The sequence below is a fragment of the Paenibacillus mangrovi genome (assembly GCF_022898935.1).
Classification (GTDB): Bacteria; Bacillota; Bacilli; order Paenibacillales; family Paenibacillaceae; genus Paenibacillus_AQ; species Paenibacillus_AQ mangrovi.
In genome coordinates, this window is the sequence record NZ_JALIRP010000001.1 from 516,624 (window position 1) to 530,686 (window position 14,063).

Annotated in this window: 13 protein-coding genes; 12 read left to right on the plus strand and 1 reads right to left on the minus strand. The window is 49.8% G+C overall.

The window, feature by feature from the left end; translation table 11 throughout:
• Nucleotides 1–4: 4 nt before the first annotated feature.
• From rnc to MUG84_RS02330, 12 genes are all read left to right on the plus strand, one after another.
• Nucleotides 5–703 (plus strand): ribonuclease III, encoded by a 699-nt coding sequence (gene rnc, locus MUG84_RS02275; protein WP_244719055.1) that lies wholly within the window; start codon nt 5–7, stop codon nt 701–703.
• Between the two features lie 168 nt (nt 704–871).
• Nucleotides 872–4,441 carry a chromosome segregation protein SMC gene (smc, locus tag MUG84_RS02280; RefSeq protein ID WP_244719059.1) on the plus strand — a complete coding sequence of 1,190 codons (3,570 nt, stop codon included), beginning with the start codon at nt 872–874 and terminating at the stop codon, nt 4,439–4,441.
• 23 nt (nt 4,442–4,464) lie between these two features.
• The gene (ftsY, locus tag MUG84_RS02285) at nt 4,465–5,481 is read left to right on the plus strand and encodes a signal recognition particle-docking protein FtsY (RefSeq protein WP_244719063.1); all 1,017 of its coding nucleotides are present in this window, start codon (nt 4,465–4,467) and stop codon (nt 5,479–5,481) included.
• 440 nt (nt 5,482–5,921) lie between these two features.
• Nucleotides 5,922–6,569, plus strand: coding sequence for a PAQR family membrane homeostasis protein TrhA (gene trhA, locus MUG84_RS02290; protein ID WP_244719066.1), 648 nt, complete (start codon nt 5,922–5,924; stop codon nt 6,567–6,569).
• A 162-nt stretch (nt 6,570–6,731) separates the two neighbouring features.
• Nucleotides 6,732–7,088, plus strand: a complete 357-nt coding sequence (locus tag MUG84_RS02295; RefSeq protein ID WP_244719070.1) for a putative DNA-binding protein — start codon at nt 6,732–6,734, stop codon at nt 7,086–7,088.
• Nucleotides 7,089–7,112: 24 nt separating this feature from the next.
• On the plus strand, nt 7,113–8,495 hold the full coding sequence (gene ffh, locus MUG84_RS02300) for a signal recognition particle protein (RefSeq protein ID WP_244719073.1): 1,383 nt from the start codon (nt 7,113–7,115) through the stop codon (nt 8,493–8,495).
• Nucleotides 8,496–8,652: 157 nt separating this feature from the next.
• The gene (gene rpsP, locus MUG84_RS02305; RefSeq protein ID WP_127599456.1) at nt 8,653–8,925 is read left to right on the plus strand and encodes a 30S ribosomal protein S16; all 273 of its coding nucleotides are present in this window, start codon (nt 8,653–8,655) and stop codon (nt 8,923–8,925) included.
• 22 nt (nt 8,926–8,947) lie between these two features.
• Nucleotides 8,948–9,178 (plus strand): KH domain-containing protein, encoded by a 231-nt coding sequence (locus MUG84_RS02310; RefSeq protein WP_244719076.1) that lies wholly within the window; start codon nt 8,948–8,950, stop codon nt 9,176–9,178.
• Nucleotides 9,179–9,364: 186 nt separating this feature from the next.
• Entirely contained in the window at nt 9,365–9,883 is a 519-nt protein-coding gene (gene rimM / locus MUG84_RS02315; RefSeq protein WP_244719079.1) for a ribosome maturation factor RimM, read from the plus strand.
• A 4-nt stretch (nt 9,884–9,887) separates the two neighbouring features.
• Nucleotides 9,888–10,631: a tRNA (guanosine(37)-N1)-methyltransferase TrmD gene (gene trmD / locus MUG84_RS02320; RefSeq protein WP_244720891.1), complete on the plus strand. Its 744-nt coding sequence runs from the start codon at nt 9,888–9,890 to the stop codon at nt 10,629–10,631.
• A gap of 49 nt (nt 10,632–10,680) precedes the next feature.
• On the plus strand, nt 10,681–12,036 hold the full coding sequence (locus tag MUG84_RS02325; protein WP_244719082.1) for a dipeptidase: 1,356 nt from the start codon (nt 10,681–10,683) through the stop codon (nt 12,034–12,036).
• Nucleotides 12,037–12,409: 373 nt separating this feature from the next.
• Nucleotides 12,410–13,369, plus strand: a complete 960-nt coding sequence (locus MUG84_RS02330) for a GNAT family N-acetyltransferase (RefSeq protein ID WP_244719086.1) — start codon at nt 12,410–12,412, stop codon at nt 13,367–13,369.
• 113 nt (nt 13,370–13,482) lie between these two features.
• On the opposite strand, the gene MUG84_RS02335 is transcribed toward MUG84_RS02330, so the two are convergent.
• Nucleotides 13,483–14,034 carry a winged helix-turn-helix domain-containing protein gene (locus MUG84_RS02335; RefSeq protein WP_244719092.1) on the minus strand — a complete coding sequence of 184 codons (552 nt, stop codon included), beginning with the start codon at nt 14,032–14,034 and terminating at the stop codon, nt 13,483–13,485.
• Between the last annotated feature and the right edge of the window lie 29 nt (nt 14,035–14,063).

Consider the following 14,063-nt stretch of genomic DNA (forward strand, 5'->3'; position numbering starts at 1 on the left):
TTTGTTGAGTGGAGATCTGAAGCAGTTACAGCAGAAACTTCAAATCCAATTTCACAATCGGCTGCTGATGAAACAGGCCTTTACCCACGCTTCTTATGTCAACGAACACCGCTTTAGCCAGCAGCAGGATAATGAGCGCCTGGAATTTCTGGGCGATGCCGTGCTGGAGCTGACGGTATCCGAATATTTGTATCAACTTTTTCCGAACCGTCCGGAAGGTGAGCTGACGAAGCTGCGCGCGGCCATTGTCTGCGAGCCCTCGCTCGTGAAGTTCGCGGAGAGCCTGGATTTCGGGCAGTATGTGCTGCTTGGCAAAGGGGAAGAGCTAACAGGCGGGCGTACCCGCCCGGCCCTGCTTGCGGATGTGTTTGAATCGTTTGTCGGAGCTTTGTATCTGGATCAAGGTCTGGAGTCAGCCCGTACTTTTCTGCAAAAATACGTGTTTCCGCTCGTCGAAGCGGGCGGCAATCTGCAGATGAGCGATTTCAAAACAGAACTGCAGGAACTGACGCAGCATCACAATATGGGCGCTCTGGAATACCGGATCGTGGAAGAACGGGGTCCGGCGCACGAGCGCGAGTTTGTCTCCGAGGTTTATATGGGGAATGAGTGTGTGGGAAGAGGATCGGGCCGCTCCAAAAAAGAAGCCGAGCAGCAGGCTGCTGCAGTCGCATTAAAGCAGATGAAACTGGCTGGAATTTGACGGCTCCCTGTAAATAGTCAAGGACAAACAAAGAGCAAAGAGCAGTCGCAAATGATGAATGGCAGTAGCCTTCAGACTGCTTTTTGCTCTTTCTTCGTTGGATAACGGCTAATCCCCTGCAAGCCGCAGGGTTATGGTATTATAAGGTTTAGAGGTGATTTGGGAAATATGTTTTTGAAGCGGATTGAATTAGCGGGTTTTAAATCGTTTGCCGACAAAACTGAAATGGAGTTTGTCCGCGGCATTACAGCGGTCGTAGGTCCGAACGGCAGCGGCAAAAGCAACATTTCCGACGGCATCCGCTGGGTTTTGGGAGAACAAAGCGCCAAATCGCTGCGCGGAGGTAAGATGGAAGACATTATTTTTGCGGGAAGTGATGCGCGTAAAGCCGTCAATTTCGGTGAAGTTTCGCTGACGCTGGATAATGAAGACCATGCCCTGTCTCTGGATTTTAATGAGGTCACGGTTACGCGCCGGGTGCACCGCAGCGGAGACAGCGAATATTTTATTAACAGACAGTCCTGCAGGCTTAAAGACATTACGGAGCTGTTTATGGACACCGGCATTGGCAAAGAAGCCTACTCCATTATCGGACAAGGCCGGATTGAAGAAATTTTGAGCACGCGGTCGGAGGACCGCAGGGGAATTTTTGAAGAAGCGTCTGGAATCGTTAAATATAAATCTCGGAAAAAGGATGCGGTCCGCAAACTGGATGAAACCGAGCAGAATCTTCTACGCATCCACGACCTGGTTACTGAGCTGGAGGATCAGATTGGCCCCCTCAAGGAACAGTCGGAAAAGGCAATTCACTACAAACAGCTACGTGAGCAGCTGAAGAACAAAGAAATATCGCTTTATGTCTATCAAATTGAGCAAATCCATGCGGCCTGGAGCGAGGCGAACGCGAAGCTGAAGGTATTGCAGGAAGAGCAGCTTCAGCTTTCAACGGTGGTGTCGGCGCATGATGCCAAGCTGGAAAGCGATCGGGCCGCTCTTCGCAAGCTGGAAACAGAAGTCGAGACCTTACAGGGCGAGCTTCTGCAGTATAGCGAAGCGTACGAGAAAAGTGAAGGTTACGCAGAGGTGCTCCGTGAGCGTAAACGAAATCTGGAAGCTAACCGCGAGCAGCTTATGGGAACGCTCAGTGCAGGCGATGAACGATTCGAAGACAGGAAAGCGGAGATCGAGCTCCTGAAAACGAAGCTGGAGGCTTCTCAGGAGGAGCTGAAGCAGCTACGTGACCAGCTGTCGGTGGAAGAAGCGAAGCTTACAGGGTTAACCGGAGGCATCAGCCAGCAGCAGGAGGAAAGCCTAAAAGGCAACCTTCTAGAGCTCATGAACCAAATGGCACAGGCTAGAAATGAAATCCGTTATACGGATCAGCAGCAGGAAGCGCTGGCCCGCCGAATGAGTCGGGCGGATGAGGAAACCGGCAAATGGGAAGGCAAAAAGGAAGAGCTGATGGTGCGCAAACAGCAGCTCGATAGCGCGATTGAGAAGCTCGGTCAGGAGATCCGTGATCTTCGCGGCGGTTACATAACCGAAAGCGAGCGTTATCAGTCTCTGCAGCGTCTGCTAGACGAAAGCCAGGCGATGCTCCGCAAGTGGGAGCAGAAGCGCGAGGCGCAAATTTCGAGGCGCGATACGATGAAAGAAATGGCCGATGACTTCGACGGCTTTATGCTGGGTGTTAAGGAAGTGCTGAAGGCCGCACGCAAGTCGGTCTTAAGCGGCGTGCATGGTGCAGTCGCGGATCTGGTCCGCGTGCCTGAACGGCTGGAACTCGCTGTCGAGACAGCTCTTGGAGCATCGCTTCAGCATGTGGTTATGGACAATGAGGCGGTTTCCCGTCAGGCGATTGCTTTCTTGAAGCAGCGTCAGCTCGGTAGAGCCACCTTCCTTCCGCTGGATGTCATCCGCGCCCGGAATATTTCTTCCGGTGATCGTTCCATGGTTGAAGGCGTTGACGGCTTTGTCGGCATTGCGGCAGATCTGGTGCACTATGATGATCAGTATGCTCCGATTATTGGGAGCCTTCTCGGGAACGTTATACTGGCCGAAAGCCTGGAGGTAGCGAACAAAATCGCCGCCCGCTGCCAGTACCGGTACCGGGTCGTCACGCTGGAAGGCGATGTCGTGAACGCAGGCGGTTCAATGACAGGCGGCAGCCAGCACAAGAAAAACAACAACCTGCTCGGCCGTAAACGCCAACTTGACCAGCTGGACGAGGAAATCAAGGATACGGAAATTCAGCTGCAAAAGCTGGTTCAGAGCATCCAGGATGTAAAAGGGCAGCTGTCCCAGACACAAGATAAACTGGACGAGCTGCGCCAATCCGGCGATGAAAAGCGCATTGAAGAGCAGTCTCTCTCAAGCGATTTGAAGCAGCTGGAGCATGAGCTTCGCCATGTGCTGGAGCAGGCCGAAATGGCCGGTCAGGAGAAAAAGGGCTTTAACGAAGAAAGCCAGGATCTTCAGAAGACGCGTGATGAGGCCGTGAAAAGACTCGCGCAGCTGGAAGAGGAAGAGAAATCGACGCATCAGGCGATACAAGCGGCCGAGTTTGCCCGTAAGGCAAGCGAGTCTGCCAAGGAGGAGCTCCAAACTCAGCTGACCCAGCTGAAAGTTCGCGAGGGCAAGCTCGATCAGGAATGTTTCTCTCTGGAAGAGCAGCTGCGACGGATGCAAAGTGATTTCAATTCCCAGGATAAGGAGCTACGGCAGTCGAAGACATTGCTTGCCTCCATTGAAGCGGATCTGGAGATCAATGCGAAGGAATCCATCCAGCAGATCGAGGATCTCAACCGATACAAGCTGAAGAAGGAACAAGCTTCTGAGCAACTGGATTTCAAACGGGCAGCCCGGATGCAATTATCGAAGAAGCTGGAACAGGATGAAAGTGAAACGAAAGAGCAGCGGACCCGCCTGAAGGCTGTGGAAGATCAGCTACGTCAGACGGAGATTGGTGTAAACCGGCTTGATGTGGAGCTTGAAAATATACTCAAAAAGCTGAGCGAGGATTATGAGCTTAGCTATGAGCTGGCCAAGATGAGATATCCGATTCCAGATGACGTTCCCGCCATACAAGCTGAGGTTAAAGAGCTGAAGCGCAGCATTACGGCACTGGGTGACGTGAACCTTGGAGCCATTGAGGAATATCAGCGGGTCAATGAGCGCTACCAGTTCCTGAGCGAGCAAAAAGAGGATCTCGTTGAAGCGAAAACAACGTTGTACGAAGTGATCCGTGAAATGGACGATGAGATGTCGAAGCGGTTCAAACATACCTTTGACGCCATCCGCCATGAATTCGGCACCGTGTTCGTCAAGCTGTTTGGCGGCGGACGCGCCGATCTGGTACTGCTGGATCCGGAGCATCTGCTTGAAACGGGTATCGATATTGTAGCTCAGCCTCCGGGCAAAAAGCTGCAGAACCTACAGCTCCTCTCCGGCGGCGAACGTGCCCTGACAGCGATGGCTTTGCTGTTTGCCATTCTTCAGGTCAAGCCGGTGCCATTCTGCGTGCTTGATGAGGTTGAAGCGGCGCTGGATGAAGCCAATGTGGTACGGTTTGCCCAATATTTACGCGAGTTTTCAGAACAAACGCAGTTTATCGTCGTCACACACCGCAAAGGTACGATGGAGGAAGCGGATGTGCTGTATGGGGTAACAATGGAAGAGGGCGGGGTATCCAAGCTGGTATCCGTCCGTTTGGAAAATGATGAAGCTGAAATAGCCTAGGCGATTAGAGATGGAGGAGACATATGAGCTTTTTTAAAAAGCTGAAAGAGAGTATTTCCAGCAAAACGGAATCGGTAACGAGCAAATTCCGTGACGGACTGGAGAAAACCCGCAAAGGATTTGTCGAGAAAGTAGCGGACCTGATGGTGCGCCGCAAAAAAATCGACGAGGAGTTTTACGAGGAGCTCGAAGAGATATTGATCGGTGCTGACGTGGGTGTCAACACGGTGATGGATCTGATTGACGATCTGCGCGCCGAGGTGAAAAAACAGCGGATCGAGGATGCGTCTGAGCTGCAACCTATCCTCTCGCAAAAGCTGATGGAACTGCTGCGTGGAGATGATGACAATGCGATTCACATGAACCCAGACGGCATTACGGTCATTCTGTTCGTCGGCGTCAACGGTGTCGGTAAAACGACAACCATCGGCAAGATGGCTCACCGTTTTAAGCAGGAAGGCAAAAAGGTTATTCTCGCCGCAGGCGATACGTTCCGTGCCGGTGCCATTGAACAGCTGGAGGTTTGGGGTGAACGTGCAGGAGTTGAGGTGATCAAGCAGCATGCTGGGTCGGACCCTGCAGCAGTTATGTTTGATGCCGTTCAGGCCGCCAAGCAGCGTCAAGCGGATGTGCTGATCTGTGATACAGCTGGACGTCTCCAGAACAAGTCGAACCTTATGGAAGAGCTGAACAAAATTTTCCGCGTCATCCAGCGGGAAATTCCAGGCGCGCCGCATGAAGTGCTGATGGTGCTGGATGCGACCACAGGCCAAAATGCGCTGAACCAGGCGAAGCTCTTTGGTGAAAAGAGCGGAGTTACCGGACTCGTGCTCACGAAGCTGGACGGTACGGCCAAAGGCGGTATCGTGGTAGCGATCCGGCAGGAGCTTAATCTACCAGTGAAATTTGTGGGTCTCGGCGAGAAGATGGAAGACCTGCAGCCATTTGATTCACAGCAGTTTGTGCATGCTCTTTTTGCCGGATTGATCCAAGAGAATGAGGACACTGAATCCGGGAACAAGAATGATTCGGAGGAGTAATACCCCGGTCATGATTCGAATAGCTTTTTGTGAATAAAATAAAAAGACTCTGCCCTTGATCGGTTGTTTCTCTTGAAGAACACGCCGCTCTGCCGGTGCAGAGTCTTTTTTTTCGGTCGACCTAATCCTTGAGCGAATCCATTCCGGCAGAGCAGTCGCTAATACAGGCACACCTGCCGTTAGATTTTCATAAACTTTAGCAGAATTAGTTCCGGCACTTACATACCTCCTCTCTTGTGAGTCAATGTACAATATATGTTCTGCTGCTCGATTAGCTTGACTATAGCTGCCGTTTTGCTCGATTATATGACCAGCCTGTAAAAAGAATCCCGACCTTGACCTTCTACTAGACAGCTCTGTGCAGCCGGATTTACGAGAGTGGAAAAGGAAGGAGATGAAAGAGTATAATGATAAGAAAAGAAACAATGAGAGGATTACTCATGGCAAATACTCATACCTACAGCCGGAGAGAAGAAGTGGCCAACGCGATTACGCACGGTATCGGAGCACTGCTCAGTGTAGCTGCGCTTGTGCTGCTAATCGTCTTTTCAACGATGAAAGGGACAGCATGGCATATCGTTAGCTTTTCCGTTTATGGAACAACGATGCTGATTCTGTATTTGAATTCCACGCTAGTTCATAGTTTTAAAGAGGGTAAGGTTAAGGATCTGTTTGAAATTTTTGACCATTCCTCTATCTATTTGTTTATCGCAGGGACCTATACTCCGTTCATGCTGGTAGCCATTCGCGGTCCACTCGGCTGGTCCTTGTTCGGGACGGTATGGGGGATTGCCATTCTCGGATGTATATTCAAAGCCTTTTTCACGAAACGTTTTTTGTTTATGTCCACGATCTTTTATCTCCTGATGGGTTGGATGGTTGTTATAGCCTGGGGACCTCTTACGGCTGCGATCGCTCCGGGCGGGATCGTTTTGCTAGTAGTAGGGGGGCTGATGTACACACTGGGCACCATTTTTTACGTGTGGCGCGGATTCCCTTATCATCATGCAATCTGGCATTTATTCGTCCTGGCAGGTAGCATTGCCCACTTTTTCGCCGTATTGTTTTACTTGCTGCCATGGTCATAAATGCTTGCTTCGGTAGTGGTTGAAACGTCGTAGGAATTGACTTGAAAAATCAATGGAGAGATGACAAGGATAAATGCTTGACATCTTTCTTTGTTTTTTGTATGATAATGAACGTTAAATGAAGTGTAAAGTGTTTTTCCTTGACGAAGGGAGTGCCCCTGAATGAGTCAGGAGAATAGGCTCGAGAAAACGAACCGAATCAATTTGTTATTTGACTTCTATGAACTACTGCTGACAGAGAAGCAGCAGACGTTCCTTAAATATTACTTTCATGATGATTTTTCCCTTGGGGAGATCGCGGCCGAGTTTGAGATTAGCCGGCAGGCGGTATATGAACATGTTAAACGCGCAGAGCAGGTGCTTGAGCAGTATGAGGAAAAGCTTGGACTGTTAAAAAAGCATGAAGAGCGTGCACGGAAGCTCGAAAAGCTGCGTGAGTTGGTGAATGCCAGCGCAATGGAGCAGGATAAGAAATCTGCAATAAACGATATAATGGATGAGCTTGAAGCATCGGAATAAAGCAAATGAAGGAGGTGGCGGTCCATGGCATTTGAAGGATTGACCAGCAGGCTGCAGAATGTGTTCAGCAAGCTGCGCGGCAAGGGTAAGGTATCCGAAGACGATGTAAATGAGGCGATGCGCGAGGTGCGTCTTGCCCTCCTGGAAGCCGACGTCAACTTTAAAGTCGTCAAGGATTTCGTTGCCAAGGTGAAGGAGAAGGCCATCGGCACGGAAGTGATGGAGAGCTTCACGCCTGGCATGGTGATCATTGACATCGTCAACAAGGAGCTCACGGAGCTCATGGGTGGAAGCCAAGCGAAGCTGGCAAAAGCAAACAAGCCGCCTACCGTCATTATGATGGTCGGTCTGCAGGGTGCAGGTAAGACGACGACATCCGGCAAGCTGGCGAAAATGCTGCAAAAGCAAAATCACCGTCCGCTGCTCGTTGCAGCCGATATTTACCGTCCGGCAGCCATCAAGCAGCTGCAGGTGCTCGGCGAACAGATCAACGTGCCTGTCTTCTCATTGGGTGACAAGACAAGCCCGGTTGAGATTGCCAAGCAGGGTTTGCAGCATGCGAAGGATAATGGAAATGACTACCTGATCGTCGATACGGCCGGTCGCCTTCATGTCGATGAACAGCTGATGGAAGAGCTGCGGCAAATCCACGGCGAGATCAAGCCGGATGAAGTGCTGCTCGTGGTCGATGCGATGACAGGTCAGGATGCCGTCAATGTAGCGGATACCTTCAACAAGCAGCTTGAGCTTTCAGGGGTTGTGCTGACGAAGCTCGATGGCGATACACGCGGCGGTGCGGCCTTGTCCGTCAAAGCCGTAACCGGATGTCCTATCAAGTTCGCCGCACTGGGCGAGAAGATCGATGCGCTTGAGCCTTTCCATCCGGAACGGATGGCTTCCCGGATTCTCGGTATGGGCGACATGCTGTCTTTGATCGAAAAGGCGCAGTCCAATATTGATACTGAAAAAGCCAAGGAAATGGAGCGCAAAATGCGCAATGCCGAATTTACATTCGACGATTTCCTGGAGCAGATGGAACAGGTCAAGAAGCTGGGACCGATCGACCAGATCATGGATATGATTCCCGGCATGGGCAAGCTGAAGCAGGCGAAGGATCTGAAGGTCGATGAGAAGCAAATGGGCCGCATAGAAGCCATTGTTCAATCGATGACTAAAGCCGAAAAGCAGAACCCGGACATGATCAACCATAACCGTCGCAAGCGGATTGCAACAGGCAGCGGGACTTCGCTGGCCGAAGTCAACCGTCTCATCAAGCAGTTCGATGAGATGCGCCGAATGATGAAGCAGTTCTCGGATATGATGGGACCGAAAGGTCCGAAAGGCAAAGCGCTGAAACAGCTTAAAGGATTAGCCGGCAAAGGCGGAATGAAATTCCCGTTCCGTTAAACGCAAATTATAAATAATTCTTTAGATATAAGAAAGTATAGACTTCAAAGAGTCCACTTCCTTATATCGCAAGAAAAACTACCTCTAATCGCGGTCTATCATCTTTGAAAGTACTTCGATTAACGTTTTTCTTATTTTATTGAAGGAGGTGAATTTCGTGGCAGTACGTATTCGTCTGAAACGCATGGGTGCTCATAAAGCTCCTTTCTACCGTATCGTGGTATCGGATTCCCGTTCCCCGCGTGACGGCCGTTTTATCGAAGAAATCGGTTACTACAACCCGGTTCAACAACCGGCTGAAGTTAAAATCGATGAAGATAAAGCTCTTGCATGGCTCCAAAATGGTGCACAAGCTTCCGACACTGTTCGCAACTTGCTGAGCAAAGCGGGCGTAATGAAGAAGTTCCATGAGTCTAAGCAACAGAAATAATGACTGATTGTGAGGGTTATCTATGGAAGAATTAGTTGGTGTTATTGCTAAGGCTTTGGTGGATCATCCCGAAGATGTGGCCGTGAAGAAGCTGGAGAAGGATCACCTGATTGTCTATGAGCTGACCGTGCATCCGGATGATGTGGGCAAGGTTATCGGCAAGCAGGGCCGGATCGCCAAAGCGCTTCGCACGGTCGTCACTTCTGCAGCAGTCAAAATGGATAAACGTGTAACCGTGGATATTATATCTTAAAAGGTATACGACGAAGGGGGTTGGGATGCATTTCCTAGCCCTTTTTTGTGATATATTAAGGTAAGGATATAAGCTTATCCGCGGTTTTATATATTTGCATGAAACGGATAACGCCGATCAAGGGGCGGGACGTTTAATTTTTTAGGCCCGGGTGGGCCGGATCAAGCATCGAAGCAGGAGGAAACCATGCCGCAACAACTCATGAATGTAGGCAAAATTGTAAATACACACGGACTCAAAGGGGAAATCAAAGTACTGCCCCACACGGATTTTCCTGAAATCCGGTTTGCCAAAGGTAGCGAACTGCTGATTGTACCCGAAGACGGCAAAGCACCGCTGCCTATAACCGTTCAATCCTCCAGATTTCACAAGAACATGTACATTGTGAAGCTGGAAGGATACGATAATATTAATGACGTGGAGAAGTTTAAGGGGAGTATGCTGAAGGTCACGCAGGAAGACTTGGTGGAACTGCCGGAAGACGAGTTCTATTTCCACCAAATCGTCGGCTGTCACGTTGTGACTGATGAAGGTCAGGATCTTGGCGTCATTACCGAAATTCTTACTCCAGGCGCGAATGATGTGTGGGTTGTAAAGTCGCCGGCCGGAAAAAGCATATTGATCCCTTACATCGATGATATTGTGCTTGACGTCAACGTAACGGACAAGAAAGTCCTCGTTCATCTGATGGAAGGACTGCTGTAGCATGATGAAGGTCGATGTGCTAACTCTTTTTCCGGAAATGATGGATGGGGTGTTCCGCTCGAGCATTCTCGGAAAGGCGCAGGAAAAAGGGATCGTAAGCCTGAATGCCGTGAATTTCCGGGACTATTCGGGCAACAAGCACGGCACGGTAGATGATACTCCTTATGGCGGCGGGGGCGGCATGGTGCTGAAACCGGATCCGATCTTTGCCGCTGTTGAGGATTTGCTGTCCCGTTCTTCGGCAGCGCCCAGAGTTATTTTGATGTGCCCGCAAGGGGAGACCTTTACCCAACAGAAAGCGGAGGAGCTGTCCTCTGCGGATCATCTTATTTTTATCTGCGGACATTATGAGGGGTATGATGAACGGATCCGCGAGCACTTGGTCACGGACGAGCTGTCGATCGGCGATTATGTGCTCACAGGCGGAGAGCTGCCGGCTATGGTTGTGATTGATTCGGTCGTACGGCTGCTGCCGGGTGTGCTGGGGAATGAAACCTCGGCTGTAACGGATTCCTTCAGTACGGGGCTGCTCGAGTATCCACATTATACCCGTCCGGCTGAATTCCGGGGATGGAAGGTGCCGGATATTCTGCTGAGCGGCCATCATGCCAATATTGAGCTTTGGCGGCGCGAGCAGGCCCTGAAGCGCACGCTGGAGCGGCGCCCTGATCTGCTCGATAAGGTGGAGCTTACCGATCAGGACTGCAAGGTTATTAAGCGTTTGAAGCAGCAGGATAACGGCTGTTAAGCCGATACCTGCTGTTACATATGATGATTACTAATCAAGGAGGATACCCATGGATTACAAAGCTTATTTTCAGGAAAATAGAGACAAGCATTTGAATGAACTGAAGGAATGGTTATCCATCCCGAGCATTTCCGCTCTTTCCGAGCATAAACCTGATGTGAAGAAGGCTGCCGAGTGGCTTGCGGGCAAGATGACACAGGCAGGACTTGAGAATGTCAAGATTCATGAAACTAAAGGGCATCCGATTGTATATGCCGACTATATGCATGCCGAGGGCAAGCCGACAGTACTGGTTTACGGCCACTACGACGTACAGCCTGTGGATCCGTTGAATTTATGGCAAACGCCTCCTTTTGAGCCGGATATCCGCGACGGTAAATTGTTTGCCAGAGGCGCAACAGATGACAAGGGCCAGCTGTTCCTACATATTAAAGCGGTAGAAGCCATCCTTTCGCAGGAAAAGCAGCTGCCAGTTAACATCAAATTCTGCATAGAAGGTGAAGAGGAAGTTTCAAGTCCGAATCTCCCAGGATTTATGGATGCCAATCAGGATCTGCTAAAAGCGGATGTAGTGCTCATTTCGGATACCTCGCTGCTTGAAAAAGGCAGACCAGCCATCTGCGTCGGACTCCGCGGTCTCTGTTCGCTGGAAGTTGCACTGCATACTGCCAACACAGACTTGCACTCTGGATCCTATGGAGGCGGCGTTCCGAACGCTCTGCATGCCATGGTCAGCCTGCTGAATTCCCTCCATGATGAGAACGGACGCGTAAGCGTTGAAGGTTTTTACAAAGGCGTGATTGAGCTGACCCCGGAAGACCACGAAGAATTCAAAAAGCAGTCCATTGACGAAAACAAGCTGAAGGCAGATCTGGGACTGGATGAGCTGTTCGGCGAGGAAGGCTTCACGTTTGCGGAAAGAACTGGAGCCCGTCCTACGCTAGAGCTTAACGGCGTGTATGGCGGCTTCCAGGGCGAAGGCAGCAAAACGGTGATTCCAAAAGAAGCGCATGCGAAAATTACCTGTCGTCTGGTCGGACATCAAGATCCACAGGATATTCTCGATAAAATCGAAAAACATATCAACAGCCATGTGCCAACCGGTGCCAGAGTAACCGTCGTACAGATGGAAAAAGGCAATCCGTTTACGATTGATCCATCTACACCGATTCTGCAAAAGGCTGCTGAAGCCTACGAGCATGTCTATGGCACACGTCCGGTGTTTACCCGTGACGGTGGATCGATTCCAATCGTGGAGACGTTCTCGCGCGTTCTGGAAGCTCCTGTGGTCTGCATGGGCTTTGGTCTTCCGGATGAGAACCTTCACGCTCCAAATGAACATTTCAACCTGGAGAACTTTGATCAAGGTCTGCTGACGATCGTTGATTTCCTGAAAAGAGTATAATATTTCTTGAACCAAAACTGCTGGTTAGTAAAGTAAACCTTTGCTGGCCTGCAGTTTTTTTAAGATATAAGAAAGTATAAGCTTCTAAGAACATACATCCTTATATCGCAAGAAAAACGACCTCTAATAGCGGTCTGTCTTCTGAGAAAGTACGTCGATAGACGCTTTTCTTATTTTTTTAAGGAAAATCTTAAAGGAGTCAGCTGGGAATGCATGAGAGATGCGTGAATATGGTAAGGTGTTCTTCTTGGTTTATTTCTGCAAACGGTTGAAGAAAACGAAGAGATAAAATATAATTCAAGATATGAAATAAAATTTTATATATGATTATAATTTTTGAAATATTTATTCTAACTTTCGGGGAGGACTTATCGTGAACATTATTCCATTAAATGAAGAATGGCTGGCACCGATGTGTGAACTGTGGAACCAGGAGCTCGGCGATCAATTCCCAATGCGTGAGCAGCTAATGCGGCAAAATACGTTTCAAGATGAGAACGTTTACTTGGATGGCTCCAAACTGGCTGTCAATGAGCAGGGAGAGCTTGTAGGATTCGTGATCGCGAAAAAATGGCAGGAGCAGCAGCGGGAAATACGTCTTGGCGATGGCGGCGGCTGGATTCAAGCCATTCTGGTACGGAGTGATGCAAGAGGGAAGGGACTCGGCAGCCGTTTGCTGGAGCAGGCCGAACAGGCTCTGAAGGACTCAGGCGCGGAGCTGGCTTACATCGGAAGAGATCCTTGGCATTACATCCCGGGGATCCCGAAGGCCTTCCCTGAGGCAAAAGCGTGGCTGGAACGCAGGGGCTATGAGACGCTCTACGAGGTTTTCGATCTCGTGAGCCAAGCCGCAGGTGGGGAAACCATTCGCCAGGAGTACGTCGAAGGCGCCTTTTCCCGGCTGCTAGAGGAAAAGGACAAGGAAGAGATGCTGCGTTTCTTCAAGCGCTGCTTCCCCGGACGTTGGTATTATGAAGCCCTATGCTACTGGGAGCGCGGAGGCAAAGGTCGGGAGTTCGTCGGATTGTTCCTTGGAGAAGAGATGATCGGATTTTGCCGGGTAAATGATGGTGAGTCTCCTCTGATCGCTCAGAACACCTATTGGGCGCCACTCTTTGACAGCCCTCTCGGCGGCATCGGACCGCTTGGCGTGGACGACCGTTTCCGGGGCAAAGGTTACGGCCTTGCTATCGTCAAAGATGGTGTGGCGGAGCTGACGAACCGCGGCATCAAGAATCTGGTCATTGATTGGACGGAGCTGGTCGATTTCTACGCGAAATTGGGCTTTACTGTATGGAAAGGCTATGACCTCGCCAAGAAGACATTAAAATAAGTGAGAGGCCCTGCAGACAAGGCGAATGCAGTATGCTGCAGTTGGTGCTGAAGATGCCAAATAAACCTAAAAAAGAATCCCTATTGAAGGGATTCTTTTTTAGGTGGGCCAGTTTAATTTTCAATCGTTTTGGCAATCGTCGTAAAAATATCGTATTTACATTGCTCGGAATTTTTACGCGCGTGGTGCTCATCCACAAAATGATTGATCCATTCGAAGAACTCCTTGGCTTCCTCTTCAGTCAGATAAACCTCCGAATTCGACAGGTTGCCGTACGGTTTATCATTGTTTTGAGCGGTTAGAAATTTCCTTTTGTTCTCATCATACAGATCGGAAAGAAGCTTTTGCGTTTCCGAAATGAATATTTTCTTTGCAGCCTCGTCTGCGCCATCGTCGCGCTTAATCCGGACTGCACCTTTAAATGACTCGTAATATTTGGCGTTAATGCCGTTGATTTCCTTAGTACTAACTAAATAGATAAGGCCGATGCTTTCCAGCTTCTTTGCATGGTAATAAACCTTTGCTGGGACCTCTCCCATTTTATCCGCGATCTCTTTAATGGTCGCCGGGTGGTCCATCCGCTGAAAGTGGCTTAATATTTTCATCCGGTAGGGATCCGAATATATCCGTATTTCTTCGATCGTGCTTAGTTCCTTCGTCTCCAATACAAACGCACCTCATCATTTCTTGCATT